Origin of the sequence: Aquimarina sp. ERC-38 (assembly GCF_026222555.1) — a bacterium.
Taxonomy (GTDB): Bacteria; Bacteroidota; Bacteroidia; order Flavobacteriales; family Flavobacteriaceae; genus Aquimarina.
On sequence record NZ_CP098511.1, the window covers coordinates 4,190,439 to 4,205,790 of the forward strand.

Genomic DNA, 15,352 nt, shown 5'->3' on the forward strand with positions numbered 1-15,352 from the left:
TAAGTCGAAATGGATATACCCACAATACTTTTAAATTAGTGTAATTTCCCTTAGATTTGCAATATATATGGCATATAAAGGATATATGTCTTTAATATTGTTGTTATTAGTAATTTCTATTAATTCAAGAGTAACAATTTAGAATATCTAGACACTAATCTATACAAGAACCAAAATGAAAACCAGAATGAAAAATAAATTTCTAAGCATCTTTTTTATACTTACTATTTTATGCGCTTGTGATAAAGACTCTGATGAGATTAGTGATGTAATAACGATTGAAGGTACGGTACAAACAAATTCTTCTGTAATACCGAATGCAACAGTAATTATAGATTCTAAAATCAACTGGTCAACAAAGACAGATGAAAATGGTTATTTTAAAATAGAAGATATAACTAAAGGTGAACATCAATTAATGATTTCAAAAAATTTCGATGAAGGCAGTTTTATTGAGAAATCATATGAAATAAACTCTGCTGCCGATATTGTATTAAATATACTAACCCTTCCTAACCCTGTATCTCTTAATGAACCTGAAATCAATTTAAATTCAATTAAACTTAATTGGAACTCTTCTCTAGCAGATGATTTTAGAGAATATAAAGTTTACAGAAAGACTGACAGTGGATTAGACGAGACGACAGGAGAATTAGTACATGTATCTACGGCAAGAAATGACACTGTTTTTGTGGATAACGGTCTTTTGTTTGATCAAGAATATTTTTACAGAGTTTACGTAATGAATGATGTAGGAAGATTAGGCGGGAGTAATTTAATCAAAACTTCTACTCAAGAAGGTGAACTTATTACTTTTGGAAATTTTGAAGATCATTCAATACTAGATCTGATAGAGCGCAGCAATGAAAACGGTACTATAACTCTTGACGAAGCGATTATGTATAATGGAACGAAATCTTTGTACTATAATAATAACTCAGGTTCACAAATATCTGCTTGGGTAAATAAAAAAATATATTTAAAGCCAAACACTTCGTATAAGTTTTCCTGCTGGTATAAAGGAAAAGGATCAGGAGGAGATAGTGGTTACTGGCATTTTAGATTAGAGTTAACAAAAGAAGATTCTGGTGTAACTCTTAATGACCTACGAATTCCTGACGATTACATCGGTTCTGATGGCTATCGAGAAGATGATTGGACGTTTATCACCACTACAGTGTATAATGGTGAAAATACCGATCCATATTTCTTATACATAAGAACCGAATTAGAAGACTTATGGCTTGACGATTTGGAATTAGTTGAATTATAAAAACTAGAGAAAAATAACTTATAACACAAAAGTAAAAAGCATTAAAACGACTTTTTACTTGAACCGTTGTAGCTAGTTTGATAATGAAAATACTAACCAAAATTATATTATTAACTTTAATGGGATTATTTACCTCTTGTCTTGGACAAAAAGAAGAACATATTTATTTGGCTGGTTGGGAAATTGAATTTAACGGAGATGAACAATGCCAAAAATTTCTTGAAACACAAGTTGTAGATAAAAAAACCAGTAATAATATTTCGAGTTCAATTGATCTCGTTTTTAAAGATGAGAAATTAATTAAAGCCTACTATAATGATGAAGGACACAGAACTGAAAAGAAATTAAAAGAAAGTGAAATAGGATTTAAATATCAAAAATTAAAACCAAATCAGATTTATAGCCTTAATCAAGTAGCAAAATCTGAAAGCTATCTAGGGGGAGAGATACCAACAGAATTTAAAATTCCAAAATTTGAATTTAATGCACCTTTTCAATATTTAGGAAAATTCTCAAAAACAGAAAAAGCTTTCGATTGGCTTCCTTTTGATTTACATATTGCAGCGCCAATTTACTTGAATTTTGACAAATTGTTTATAGATTATTCTGACCCACTAAATCCTGAAGTTATAAACATTGATGAATTAAAACAAACGGACAATTCATATGACGACTTGAAACCAAATTCTGAAATAGTTTATGAAAAAGTATATATAACAACACAAAAAGAAAATAACTATGGTGGAATTGGACATACCGCAGTTCCTAATTGGATTCAATATCCTGATATTCCTATTTGCCCAAAGTCAAAGAAAACGATGAAGTTACTATGTCAATTGACTTATGATGGAATTGACATAAAAACTAAACGAACAAACGTACAAACAGAGGATGAAGGGTATCAACAATATTTTGAAAAGATGAACTTTTGGGGAGATGGAGATTTATACATATTTTTTGAACCTGAAAGCAAAATAATGTGCTTTATAATTCAAGGTACATAAATAACAATAGTTTGTACAAGACATTTGCTCCCTTCAAGAATTAAAAGTACTATTCCATAGATATTATGAAACATTTGCTTAAGATTAAAGTACTTTAATGAATAAAATTACTGCATTTATCGTCTCTGTATTAATTATAGTAGTTCCACTTGGAATTTTATACTATTTGGTTTCATATGGAATTGTTCAACTTTTCGGAAGAGAGACTTATACCATTATCATTTTAGGATTAGCTTTATTTTTGTTAGTTCAAGAAGGTTTAAAAAGAATAAAATCGAAAAAGTGACTTCGCCTATCAACATTCATAGCTTACATACTGAAATAGAACTTTCTTATGGAATTTATAGTGTAAAAGTTCTTGGAGGTTTGGGAGTTAAAGTTGGGAACTTTTCTTTTGATCTAAGAAATGTTGATAATAGTGAAATTATAAAACCGAAAAAAACGCGATGGAGAGTTCAATCTTTTGCATTTAAAAAGCGGGCGAAAAAGATTTTTACCCTTGACGTTGAAAATAGAGGAAACTTTTTAATTGTCTTTAAACATCAAACTGATTTAAAAGTGAGACGGTCAAATCTATTTTTAACAAGATTATTTGAAAATGAATTGCTAAACGAAAAATTGGAAATTTGAATCGACTAAATAAATACACTATAAAATACTTTACAAAAATTGGTTAAAGCATATTTTACGCAGAACGTTAGGTATAATTTCCCAACAAACCAAAAATTAAAAATACGAATTGAACTTAACAGATAATTTTATAAGAATAAAGGAGTTCATTGCTGAATATTACTGGATTGCTGGAATTCCATTGCTAATTTAGGCATTTATTTTTGTAATAGAGGAAAAACATGATATACAACAAAACGGAGCTGAAACCTTTGGAATGGTTTATGGCTCAAAATCGATTTATAAACAATACAGCAAACGGAATTACAAATATGAATTCTATTATAATGGAAAAAAATATATTGGAACCTCAATTGCCTATAATTCCGCAAATGTCAAAAATGGTAATTTCTACAAAGTAGAATTCTCTCATAAAAACCCTGAACATAGCAGAATGATTTTTGACTTAGAATACGTTAGAGAGATAAAGACAAATAATAATAAAAACATCGACACAATATATATTCCGAAAAACCGAAAATTACGGAATGAATTGAAAATCCAGATAGAAAAATATAAAATTGAACCGGACGCTATGAAAAAATAAACTTAAAGCTTATACAAAATATAGCGGTTTAATCGATTAATCTAAAGAAATGAATAAGTTAAATACCTGTTATCATTTAAAAAGTAATTGTACGAAAATCTATTATATTTTATATACAAGAACCATTACACAACCCCATAATTAGTAAACATCCGACTTTAAGTACGCCTTTTCAAAGGCATTTCAATTAAAATCCGTTTCTAGAACCGTAAAATTGAGTCACTCATTGTAAAGGTTTTAAGGTATATAAGGACATTTTTCAGAATTTGTTTCAGAACGGCTACTCCCACTCCGCTTTTTAACCATTTTTGAGTAAATTTCAGGTATTTCTTTGAATTGTAGGTAATAGCCAATAGGTGCATTACCTTGTTTGCCTGTTTGATCTTAGTGAGTTTTTTCCCTTACGTTTCATGAAATTAAGGCTTTTTCATATCTTGTGCGACAGGTACAATGTAGATAAAAAATAGCGGTTTGTGTGATAAAGCGAAAGTAAAAACACAAATCAAAAGTCAGTGTGAAATTGAAAAGTTATTGGGCGGGAATCCGCTACTATTTTCATACAATGCCGTTAACATTTATTTAAATATATGTCATGCGTAATTATTCGTTTTAAAAATTAAATAAAATCAACATATGAAAAAAATTATAATCGCCGTTTTATTGGTATGTATTTCGAGTTCTTACGCCCAAATAAATATTGGTAAAAGTAAATCACTTATTAATTTGTATGTATCAAAACATAAGCAAGCAGTTTTTGATAAAGTTAGAAGTTCTAAAACAGTATTTGTAGTGCCAAAAGTAGTTGATGCAGAAAAGTTTGAATCGTTAATTTCTACCATTTGGAATTTTAATGAAGCCTTTTTTGTAGATGATGAAGCATACAAAGAAAATATAGAAAAATATATATCTCCGGGTTATTCAACTATTCAATTGGTAGATAATGGATATATAAAACAAAAAACAGGAGGGTTTATGGGTCCAGAAGAAAGAAATGTTGCAGAGTATATTGTTTTTAAATTTATGATGACCTCTAATTATGAAAACATCAAGAAAGGAAAAAATGGAAAGTTGAAGTATGACTTTCTTAATGTAGCCGAGATATTTTTTACACCAAATATTAGATATCGCCAAGATATTAGTTCAAAAGTGATATTAGGTAGTATGGAAAAGATTAATGAGAAGTATGGAGAAGAGCCTGGTTTTTACAACTTTAATATGGGCTACATAAAAAATTATTTTCAAGAACTTAATAATAGATTATCCAATTCTAAAAACTTGGTAATCGAAGATGGAATAAAAAAAGAGGATAAAATTAAAGAGCTAAAATACAAAACTTTATATGCTCCTAAATGGATTTTAAAGAAATATAATGCGTTGATGTCTACTTGGGGTAAAACTAGAACTGCAGATGATATATTTGGGAAATATGAGTATAAATACGAGGTTATAGATAATGAGGAAGTAAATAATAAAATATTGAATGGAGAAGATTTCTATTACTTAATGCACACTCAATTTAATCAAAAAAAAATAATTTCAATTATACATAGTCTAACGGGTGAAATTATCTATTTAAAAGAAAGTGGTTCTTATAATATAAAAGATTCAGATATAAAGGAATTTGCTAAAATTATCGATTAGATAGAAGTAAGAATGCAACATTATCATTTTATAATGCAACATTTAACCTTTGCATTTTCAATCTTGTTTATAAACAAAGGTTAGTATAAAATCAAAAAGTTATTGATCGGAAATCCGCTACTATTCATACATAAAACCCTTGTGTCTAACTAAAAAATATTGCTATTTAATCTTTAATTTTATAGCATTTTATTAATTTTATGGAAAAGTGAGTTATGAATGCTGCAGAGATAAAACATGATTTATTTAGAAAACTTGATAATCTAAAAGGAAATACCCTTGAAGAAGCTTATGGATTATTAATTAATCTTATAAATAGTAAAAAGGAGATTAATGATTGGGATGATTTAACAAACGCTCAGCAAAATGCTATACTTCTTGGAATCAATCAACTTGATGAGGGTAAAGGTAGAAGTCATGATGATGTTATGAGTGATTTAAGAACAAAGTTTCCGGATGCATAAAAAAATAATATGGTCTCCTGCATCTGAAGAAGATCTCAATAGAATACTAGCATATTTAGAACTAAACTAGAGTCGTAGAATTGTATCAAAATTTATAGACAAGATAGATGATTGCATTGAGTTAATTATGGATAACCCAAAAATCTTCCCATTGATCAACAAAGATTTAGAAATAAGAAAATGTGTTATAACCAAACAAAATACGCTATTCTATAGAGAAAAAGCTAACAATATTGAGATAATTAGAGTATTTGATAATAGGCAAGACCCTAATAAACTTGAATTCCTAAAAAATAGCTAGGCACAACAACCGAAACCATTACATAACCCCATAATTTATAAACATCCAACTCTAAATACACCTTTATTAAAGCTTTTCAATCTAAAATCCGTTTCTAAAATCGAAAAAATCAGGTCACTCATAGTGAAGATTTTAAACTATATGAGGACATATTTCAGAATGTGTTTCGGAACTCCTACTCCCACCCCACTTATCCCCTGTTTTTGAGTGAAATTCAGATATTTTTTATCGATAGGCAATAGCGATAGGTGCATTATCTTGTTGGTTTGTTTAATGCCTATGGTACTGATCTTCCAAAGCCCCTTAAATATAAATAGTAGAGAAAGATACATTGCTCAATTTTAGTTTTTTTCGTGTTTTTAAAGGAATGTACACTAAAAGTATAAATGGAAGAGTTAGTATTACTAAGTTAACTAACTAACACAAACGACTCATGAAGGCAAGGATCTTATTTTATCTGTTTTTTATACCTAGCATCTATACTTATGCGCAACCCCCTGCACCAGCCTCAGGATATAGATGGGTTCTCTGGGATCAGTATTCTGATGAGTTTGACGGTACTTCTTTAGACCGATCCAAATGGAGAGATTATTTTGTAGGATGGAATGGTAGGTCACCCGCAAAATTTGATCCGTCTACCATCTCGGTTCAAAACGGGGATTTGCGAATTAGAAACAAAAAACTAAAAGTAAAAGAAGGGCCATACACGATGGCAGGAGGAGCTGTTCAATCCTTAGAAAAAACTGCTCATTTTGGATACTATGAATGTAAATTTAAAGCATCTCGAGTTGCGATGTCTACTACTTTTTGGATGTCTAACCCGAAGAGATCGATTCTGGGGCGTACAAAATTAACGGGCGATTGTGCCAATGATAAATGGAGTCAGGAACTTGATATTTGCGAAAGTATTGGAGGCGTCTTTAATGGAGGTTCTAAGTTTAGGACACAAATGAATTTTAACACGCATTATCGCTATATAAATTGTAATAATGCGCCGGAAGTCTTTTATTCCGCCGGTAATAATGCAGTAGAAGGTAACGGGCAGGATGCCGATGCAGATTTAATCGGTAGTGAATCCTGGGAGGACTATCATACGTATGGATGCTATTGGAAAGACCCTAAAACTTTTGACTTTTATGTGGATGAAAAATTCGCCGGAACCGTTATAGGGCGAACAGATGTTGTAGATAAGCCATTTACGGAGCCTATGGGCATTAATATGGTTACAGAAACCTATAATTGGGCAAAACCCTACCCTTCGGATGCTGATTTGGCTAATAATGCCATTAATACTTCTTATTATGATTGGATTCGTTCGTATCGGTTAATACCGATTTTAGAACCTGAATTTTCAGGAAATGATGACCTACAGATTCCTAATGGTAATTTTGAAAATGGTAATTTAAGCGGCTGGACCGGTTGGGGTGGCACTATAAGAAATATAACGAGCACAGAGGCATATGAAGGAAGGTATGCAGGTCATATCAAAGGTGCCGGGGCTCATGAAAAAGAGATTTCCCTAAAAGCAAATACAGCCTATATATTGTCTGCTTATGTAAAAGTAGTTAGTGGAAATATCATATTTGGAATCAAAGAAAACACAGCAAGCGGACAAGCCGCTGCAAGCGTTTCACTTAATAACACGAAGTACCAGAAAGTAGAATTACGTTTTACTACAGGTTCAGAAACAAGCTTAAAATTCTTTTTATTTGCCGAGCAAACAACAGACGAAGGTTTTGGTGATAATTTTGAAATAGTTAACCTGGGAGTGGACAACCCAAAACCCATAAAGCCGGCAATCTTTATAGAAGAGTTCAGTTTTGTCAACAAACCGGTACTAAATGCCCAGGCAAATCAGCTAAACCTATCTTATACCTATAAAGCAAATGTAGATCGAGAACTACAAATACATATCTATAATAATGCCGGTGTAGAAGTGTTTACTCAAACGATGAATGCTCTGGAAGGCTATGGTGTGAATGAAGTCAATTTTGATATTGGTAGTAATTTGCCGGCAGACGATTATACAATAGTTGTGGATTTAAGACCTATAGATGGTGCTGATTCAGAAATTATTGATTCGGATGCTACAAATACTACAATACTGTCCGTAATCGATGTTAATAAAGATACCTTCTCCGTCCAATTATATCCCAATCCAGCTAGCTCTTTAGTGCACTTTAAAACAAAAAAAGGTACTAGGGTTACTTCTGTAAAAGTGTATGATATACTAGGTAAAAATCAATTAAGCACAAGTATTAATAAAAATGAAAAAGCATTAGACATTAGTACTTTAACTAAAGGGGTGTATTTTGTTACTTTCCAAAATGGTAAAGCAAAATCTACTACTATTAAAATACAGGTAGAATAATAAAAGTAACCAAATAGGCAACTCAAGTTGTATACGTATAAGCAAGAAAGCAGTTAATTCGTTTTTAACAAGATTATTTAAAACGAATTGCTAAACGAAAATTTGGAAATTCGTATCAGTTGAATAAAAACATTTTACAACACTTTGTGAAAATTTATAAAATTATATTTTACACAGAACATTGGATATAATTTCCAAACAAACCAAAATTTGAAAATACGAATTGGATTTAGTAGATAATTATATAAAAATAAAAGAGTTTATTGCTAAGTATTACTGGATTGCTGGAATTCTATTGCTCATTTGGGCATTTATTTTTGTAATAGAAAAAAAAGAGATTGAGAAAAAGTGATAAATCCAAACATAATATTACAATTGCTTCTATTAAACGAAGTACTATAAAACCATACGATGATTTTAAATGGACAAAATTTTACGAATCAAATTCTGATTTTCTATATTCCGGATTAAATTTAAACCTGATAGAAAATGAATTAATCATATGTTCTACTATTATTAATTCTGACAACTACAGTATCTTAACTACTCAGAAATTAATTACAAATCAAAATGGAATTGAGTACTCCGGGAGTTTAATCAATGCCAAAAATAAAGGATATGGTAATTTTAAAGGATATCAAGATCATTCCTTAACTTTGGGTCATATCGAGCTTAAAGATGGAACCGACTTAAAATATTTTATCGAAACTGGACGAGCATCTATGGTTATGATTAATGGAATTGGTACGCTAATTAGCATGAAAAGACAAGAATAAGAAAACTATCACCAGCTACATATAATATGATTATAGAACCTAAGTGATCAATTAGATGGTCTTTGTGTATGCATGAAGGCATAATGCTTGTAGAATGAAAAAGTTAACAAGCAATGCGCAGAAAAATTGAAAAGCAAGGTAACATTTTGCCCTGTTATGATACATATATTTTACGTTGTAACCAATTAAATGAAAATAATTTTAACTTCCATAGCATATATACTGTATCTCCTTCCCTCTTTCAAAGAACTAAATACTGGAAAGACAATTTACAAGTATCGGGTTTTCCTGAAAGGAACAAAACAAAAAACTGGAACCCTTCCCCTGAATTGGAAAAATTTATAAACCAGCATTCTAAAATTGGATTTATAACAAAAGTAAGAAGAGGAAAATTTCTATTTTAGCCAAGTAATAAACTAAAATGATATTGCTCATTACCTACCCTACGTTGGTTATACTGAACTTTGTAAAACAACAGACCAAATTAAATCCAACAAATAGTGTAACATTTGACCTCATTTTGACTCTAATAATAAACGGTTTAAAATATCAAATAAATTAAATTATGAAAAAAACTATCTCTCTATTTTTATTTACTTTGATTAACCTGGTTTCCATTGCACAAACAGAGAAGTTAATTGATTCGGAAATCAAGAAGGTAACCGTTTATCAAGAGGGAGCAGAAATTATGCGTCAGGCAAATATCAATTTGCAAAAAGGGAAAACTACATTAATATTCAAAGGACTATCGTCAAAACTGGATTCAAAAAGTATTCAAGCTAAAGGTGATAACGATTTGATGATAGTTTCTATATCTCAAAACATTGATTATTTAAATAAAGTAAAGATCTCTTCGGAGATTGAACAACTTGAAAACAAAAAAGTATCTATAAAAGATAGTCTTTCTGCATTAGATGGTTTACAGAAAGTATACAGGCAAGAAAAAGAAATGATAATTGCCAATAAAACCATTGGAGGTGATAATGGGGTTAATATAACAGAACTTAAAAATGCAGCCTCGTTTTTTCGGAGTAGGTTGACGGAAATTGAGAATAAAACGAGAGCATTGGATAAAATCAAATTTACCCTTAAAACGGAATTTGTCGAAATTTCTAAACAATTGCTAGAATTAAACGCTACCTCTAATTCACCCACAAGCGAAGTAAAAGTTGTGGTTTTAGCTAAAAAAGCAACAACATATAAAGTTGATTTAGCTTATGTTGTAAACGATGCAGGTTGGGAACCTAATTATGACTTAAGAATTCCTGATGTTAATCAACCCTTAAACTTATTTTATAAAGCTAAAGTAGTTCAAAATACTGACGAAGATTGGAAAAATGTGAAACTAATTCTTTCTACGGGTAACCCAAATATCAGTAATTACAAACCCGAACTGAATACCTATTACTTAACTTTTAATAATTATTATGAAGAGCCAACAAGACAAATTATTCAAAATAATCAGCCTTTTAAAGGAACTGTTCGTGGTACAATAACAGATGCTGAAACCGGAGAGCCTTTAGCTGGAGCTACTGTTTCAATAAAAGGAACATCACAAGGAACAGTTGCCGATTTTTACGGAAAGTACCGAATGGATATGCCGTGGAATAAGAATAAATTAATATTCACATACCTTGGCTTTATAGAACAGGAGCAATACGTGAATTCAGATCAGGTAGATGTTTCCTTGAAACCAGATGAATCATCTTTAGACGAAGTTGTAGTTATTGGTTACGGTTCGAAGTCAGATGGATTACAAGGTAAAGTTTCAGGTATAAAAGTAATCGAGGAAGAAGAACATATACCTTTGGCTGTTGAAAAAAGACAAACTTCAACCGAATTTGAAATTGAAATTCCATACTCAATCCCATCCAATAATCAACCTTATGATGTGACAATGGTAGAATATCAGGTAGCAGCGGATTATCACTATATTGCTGTTCCAAAACTCTCAGACGATGCATACTTGACAGCTAAAATACCTGACTGGACAAAATACGAAATGATTAATGGCAAGGCTAATTTATTTTTTCAAGGAATTTATCAAGGCGAAACGTATTTGGATTTAAAAGGTTTTGAAGATACCCTAAGTATTTCTGTAGGAAGGGATAGAGATATTTTGATTAGCAGGGAAATTCAAAAAGATTTTTCCAAGAAAAGTATGATTGGTTCTAATGAAAAAGTATTAAAAGCTTGGGAAATTACTATTAAAAACACTAAAAATGTTGCCATTGATTTAGTTATCGAAGACCAATTCCCAATTTCTAAAGTTGCAGATATTAAAATCGAACAAATTGAATCCTCCGGAGCGGAACTAAATGAAGATGACGGAAAATTAACCTGGAAACTAGCATTAAAACCTAAAGAGAAAAAAGTGCTAACTATCAAATACGAAGTTAAATATCCTAAAAACAGAAACTTAGTTGTAGATTGATATTAGGCGTTAAAAGCGATACTAACTCATAGTGATATGCCCTGCTACTGGGAAAATAAGGCATATTACGCGTAGTTAAACCGTTGTTTATAATACGAAGAAATAGTTTAAATGGATGGTACAATACTACTATGAGCTCGATAAAGATAATTAAAAATTTTATTATCAACATTTTACATGGGAATAATAAAAGGAAATAATTTATGTTGATAAACCAAATTCTAATCATGTATAAATAACCCTCTATTTTTTTCCAATCCTTAGCACCAATTATAAAATTAAAATGAAAATCATAGAAGTACATAAAGATGAGTACACCATTTCAACTGATAATGGCAAGTTAGACATTCCAAGCATTCACAATTTCCTTGCAAACGAAACGGATTGGGCAAATGGAATACCTATGGATACGCTAAAAACCTCAATTGAAAACTCGTTGAATTTTGGGCTTTATCATAAAAATAAACAAATTGGCTTTGCAAGGATAATTTCAGACTATTCTACTATTGCCTATTTAGGAGATGTATATGTACTAAAAGAATATAGAGGAAAAGGGTTAAGTAAATGGTTGATAAAAGAAATTATTGAGCACCCTAATCTTCAGGGATTAAGACGTTGGATTTTATTAACTAATACTGCAGAATGGCTGTATAAAAAGTTTGGGTTTACAGAAGTTAATAATCCGGAATTTTATATGGAAAAGCATAACCCCAATGTTTATAAGTAAACAGGTGAATATTATACTAATAACAAAGTACCGCAACAATATCCTATAACAAACAGATCCAAAGACATTGTCTAATAAAAAAACCTTTACTAAGATCAAACGAAGTATCTCATTTAATCCCGGTAAAGGCTTTGCTTTTAATTAAATTTTATTTAATCCTTAAGTGTATGTTTATTCTTTTAAAAATTTAAGGATCTGATCATTGTCAAAAACTAATAAGTACATACTAGATGGTAATTCTGAGATATCAATCGTATTATTAGAAGCATCCACAGCTATATCATTAAATATTTTACGACCGTATAAATCGTATACACTTACCTTCGTACTTTTCTTTAAATTATTAATGGTAAGTACATTCGCTGCTGGGTTCGGATAAATATTGATTTGATTGCTACCTAAATCAAAATCATTAGTGCTTAATACACAATCTACTAATACTTCATCCGGACCATTTCCATTTGGTTTTGTGTATTTTTTATTTAATACAAGCTTATCCATTTCAAAACCATCCTCACGCATGGATACGGAAACCGTATGTACCCCCGGGGTATTGATATTTAGGAAAATTTGCTGATTAACACCACAGTGATTTTGAGGCGTTCTTTGTTTACTCGCCCAGGTCCATTGGTTTTTATCTTCACACCACTGCATTCTCTTACCAGACTCCGGCCATTGACCATCTAAACCAACATGAATACCATTATCTTCAGAATTTGTAGAGAAAGCTCGAACCCACACAAAATATTTTCCGGTAGTTTGGAATTTAACCTTATAGTTCACTATCGTCATCCGCCCGGCATTAGGTGAAAAGTTTTCTCCTTCTACTAATTTATCTCCGTGGTTTCTTCGGGTATCTGGTAATATTTCAATATACCCACCAGCACTAGCACTTGCAAAATGGTTAGGATCACCGTCAGGTGTAGGGGTATTCGTAGTACCCTGTTCCATAACATACCAGTTTCTCACGCCTGTTTTCTCTAATGAATCAAAGTGTTCTGCTTCAATAGCAACCACACCATTAGACTCTAATGCTACACAACCACCTGCCGGATCCGGATCGGGATCAGGATCTATTACATCAGTGGCTTCTTTTTTAATTAAAGCGACCCAATCCTGGTTACCAGGAGCATTAATAGAATTGGTTATTTTTGTGGAGGCAGAAAGAGCTCCCCCGGTTCTTGGGTTATACCATTGTACTTGCCAGGATCCTCCGGGTAAATTAATGTTGGTTCGTCCACCATTAGGAAGGTATACTACGTAAACTTTATTAGGCTCAGCTAGTACAAAATCATTAGTATTATTGGTTACCCCATCAGATGGAACCATTTTAGGAAGGTATTCCTGTAGGTATTTATTAAAAAAGTCCAATGCAAATTTTACATCCGTATACTTTGCATCCCTCGTTCTATGGTCTTGATTACTATTATCTGAACCTCCGTAATAGTACTCAGTTCCTGCTCCTCCGGCTAAAAGAGTACCCCAAAGGATTTCTTGTCTTACCAGTTTAGTTTCTTTTGGGTCCGCACTTACACCAACGTTACCAGGCCCTTGCTCATCATTTGCTACAATCCACTTTCTACCAGCGTTTCTGGAATTATTAACCCATTTTTTAACCTCTGCATGATTTTTAACTAAATCCACCTGAATTGAAGGACCGGTTAGCTTAGATTGATTCCCTAAAAATTGAGAATAGATTTTTTGCTGACCGTTAGGTCCGGTATGTAGTACGATATTGTGATCGTAAGGATCAACTTCAGCAACGTAATTAATAATATTTTTAACAATATTAGCAGATATGGAAACCTCTTCGGAGATGTTCCAGTTTAAGGCTAAATGATGACCGTATCTTGCAATTAATTCTCTGTAATAAAGTTTACGTTGCGTACCATTGGTTCCATTATCAAATACACCCACATTTTCATTTTCTGCAGTTTTAAAGTGTAGATACAATCCTTTTTTATCAGCATACTCAAAAATACGTTCCCATTGCGCCATCTTGGAAACATCAAACCTGTTTTTATGAACACCTTGATTCCACTGTTTTACGTCATTAAAACCGTTGTAGGTAGCCATTGGAACTTTTAATAGATGTGGAAATACATTTTGATCATCCCCATGTAAACTAAAGGTTAAAAACGAAAAAGCGTTGGCTCCTTTGGAGGCTAAATAATTAATAACACCTAGTAATTCGGTTCCTTTTCCGTTTTTCCAAGTATAAGCACCTGCATCGTTTGCATTGTAATCTTTTTGGTGTGGGTTCCAGTTTTTTCTACGTCCCCCTCTATTTGGTGTATTATCAAAATCTTCGTAGGCCAAGGTATTTTCAGGAGAATCTGCTCCTGCCTTAACGAACCATTTTCCATTTGGGTTACCCGGTGTCGTTCCGGAATGCCTTAAATAATGTTCCCCTACATATTGAAGACGTCCGTTAGTGGGTGCTCTAAAGTCCCTACCGGTTTTATCAGATTCGGCAATGGTAAATGACCCTTTGTCGCCATCCATAAAACCAGCGCTGGTTCCGGTATTACTTACCGCAACGTTACTTCCTTTTTTAAAAGCAACAGACCAGTTCCAAACCCCAGTACGATCAGGAGCAAAATTTACTTTCCAGATATTTCCGGAGTTACAACTACTTTCTTCCGGATTTTTACAACCGGAATAAAATCCGGGAACTTTATATGATTTATTAGATCCTGCATGGGTAAAAGTAACATCCAGTCGAAAATCAGAAAATGGATTAGGAGTTGCCGTTTCAGAAGTATTAGGTCCATTAAAGGACAAACTAATTTTATGCCATCGTTTTAATTCTCCCTCTGGGTTTTGGGAAAATAAAAAAGAAGTGCACAAGGTCAATAGAAGGAATAGTGTTTGTGTTTTCATTTTAGTTAAATTAGTTAAAAAGAATTTTAAGGTAGTTAATAGAATGCTTAAAAACTTTACGGTCAAATTTTAATAGTATCAGTTACATACATGTATTAAAACTTCAAAATGTATTTTATATTATCTTAGTTATTGATAATTTCATATTTTATTTAGGGAAAATTTAACAAATTATTAGAGTGGTTACAAAAATATGTATTTAAACCCTAAAAAACTAAATAAAAATCATATACACTACCAATTACATAATTAATCGATAAAA

The 15,352-nt window shown here is 31.8% G+C and carries 11 protein-coding genes; 10 read left to right on the forward strand and 1 reads right to left on the reverse strand.

Translation table 11 applies throughout. The features are described 5' to 3' along the window. Positions 1-187: 187 nt before the first annotated feature. The 10 genes from NBT05_RS17390 (at position 188) to NBT05_RS17435 (ending at position 12,207) form a co-directional block, all read left to right on the forward strand. Positions 188-1,273: a carboxypeptidase regulatory-like domain-containing protein gene (locus NBT05_RS17390; protein ID WP_265771165.1), complete on the forward strand. Its 1,086-nt coding sequence runs from the start codon at positions 188-190 to the stop codon at positions 1,271-1,273. An 83-nt stretch (positions 1,274-1,356) separates the two neighbouring features. Continuing rightward, positions 1,357-2,277: a hypothetical protein gene (locus NBT05_RS17395; protein ID WP_265771166.1), complete on the forward strand. Its 921-nt coding sequence runs from the start codon at positions 1,357-1,359 to the stop codon at positions 2,275-2,277. Positions 2,278-2,559: 282 nt separating this feature from the next. Continuing rightward, entirely contained in the window at positions 2,560-2,907 is a 348-nt protein-coding gene (locus NBT05_RS17400; RefSeq protein ID WP_265771167.1) for a hypothetical protein, read from the forward strand. Positions 2,908-3,128: 221 nt separating this feature from the next. Next, the gene (locus tag NBT05_RS17405; RefSeq protein ID WP_265771168.1) at positions 3,129-3,308 is read left to right on the forward strand and encodes a hypothetical protein; all 180 of its coding nucleotides are present in this window, start codon (positions 3,129-3,131) and stop codon (positions 3,306-3,308) included. A gap of 818 nt (positions 3,309-4,126) precedes the next feature. Further along, positions 4,127-5,134: a hypothetical protein gene (locus NBT05_RS17410; RefSeq protein ID WP_265771169.1), complete on the forward strand. Its 1,008-nt coding sequence runs from the start codon at positions 4,127-4,129 to the stop codon at positions 5,132-5,134. Between the two features lie 215 nt (positions 5,135-5,349). After that, positions 5,350-5,598, forward strand: coding sequence for a hypothetical protein (locus tag NBT05_RS17415; protein ID WP_265771170.1), 249 nt, complete (start codon positions 5,350-5,352; stop codon positions 5,596-5,598). Between the two features lie 734 nt (positions 5,599-6,332). Next, positions 6,333-8,270, forward strand: a complete 1,938-nt coding sequence (locus NBT05_RS17420) for a T9SS type A sorting domain-containing protein (RefSeq protein ID WP_265771171.1) — start codon at positions 6,333-6,335, stop codon at positions 8,268-8,270. Between the two features lie 338 nt (positions 8,271-8,608). Beyond that, the gene (locus NBT05_RS17425; RefSeq protein WP_265771172.1) at positions 8,609-9,046 is read left to right on the forward strand and encodes a hypothetical protein; all 438 of its coding nucleotides are present in this window, start codon (positions 8,609-8,611) and stop codon (positions 9,044-9,046) included. 565 nt (positions 9,047-9,611) lie between these two features. Further along, a complete protein-coding gene (locus tag NBT05_RS17430) occupies positions 9,612-11,480 on the forward strand; it encodes a mucoidy inhibitor MuiA family protein (RefSeq protein WP_265771173.1) in 1,869 nt (622 codons plus the stop codon). Positions 11,481-11,763: 283 nt separating this feature from the next. Continuing rightward, positions 11,764-12,207, forward strand: coding sequence for a GNAT family N-acetyltransferase (locus NBT05_RS17435; RefSeq protein WP_265771174.1), 444 nt, complete (start codon positions 11,764-11,766; stop codon positions 12,205-12,207). Positions 12,208-12,378: 171 nt separating this feature from the next. Here NBT05_RS17435 and NBT05_RS17440 read toward each other — a convergent pair whose 3' ends face one another. Next, positions 12,379-15,090 (reverse strand): DUF5060 domain-containing protein, encoded by a 2,712-nt coding sequence (locus tag NBT05_RS17440; protein WP_265771175.1) that lies wholly within the window; start codon positions 15,088-15,090, stop codon positions 12,379-12,381. Between the last annotated feature and the right edge of the window lie 262 nt (positions 15,091-15,352).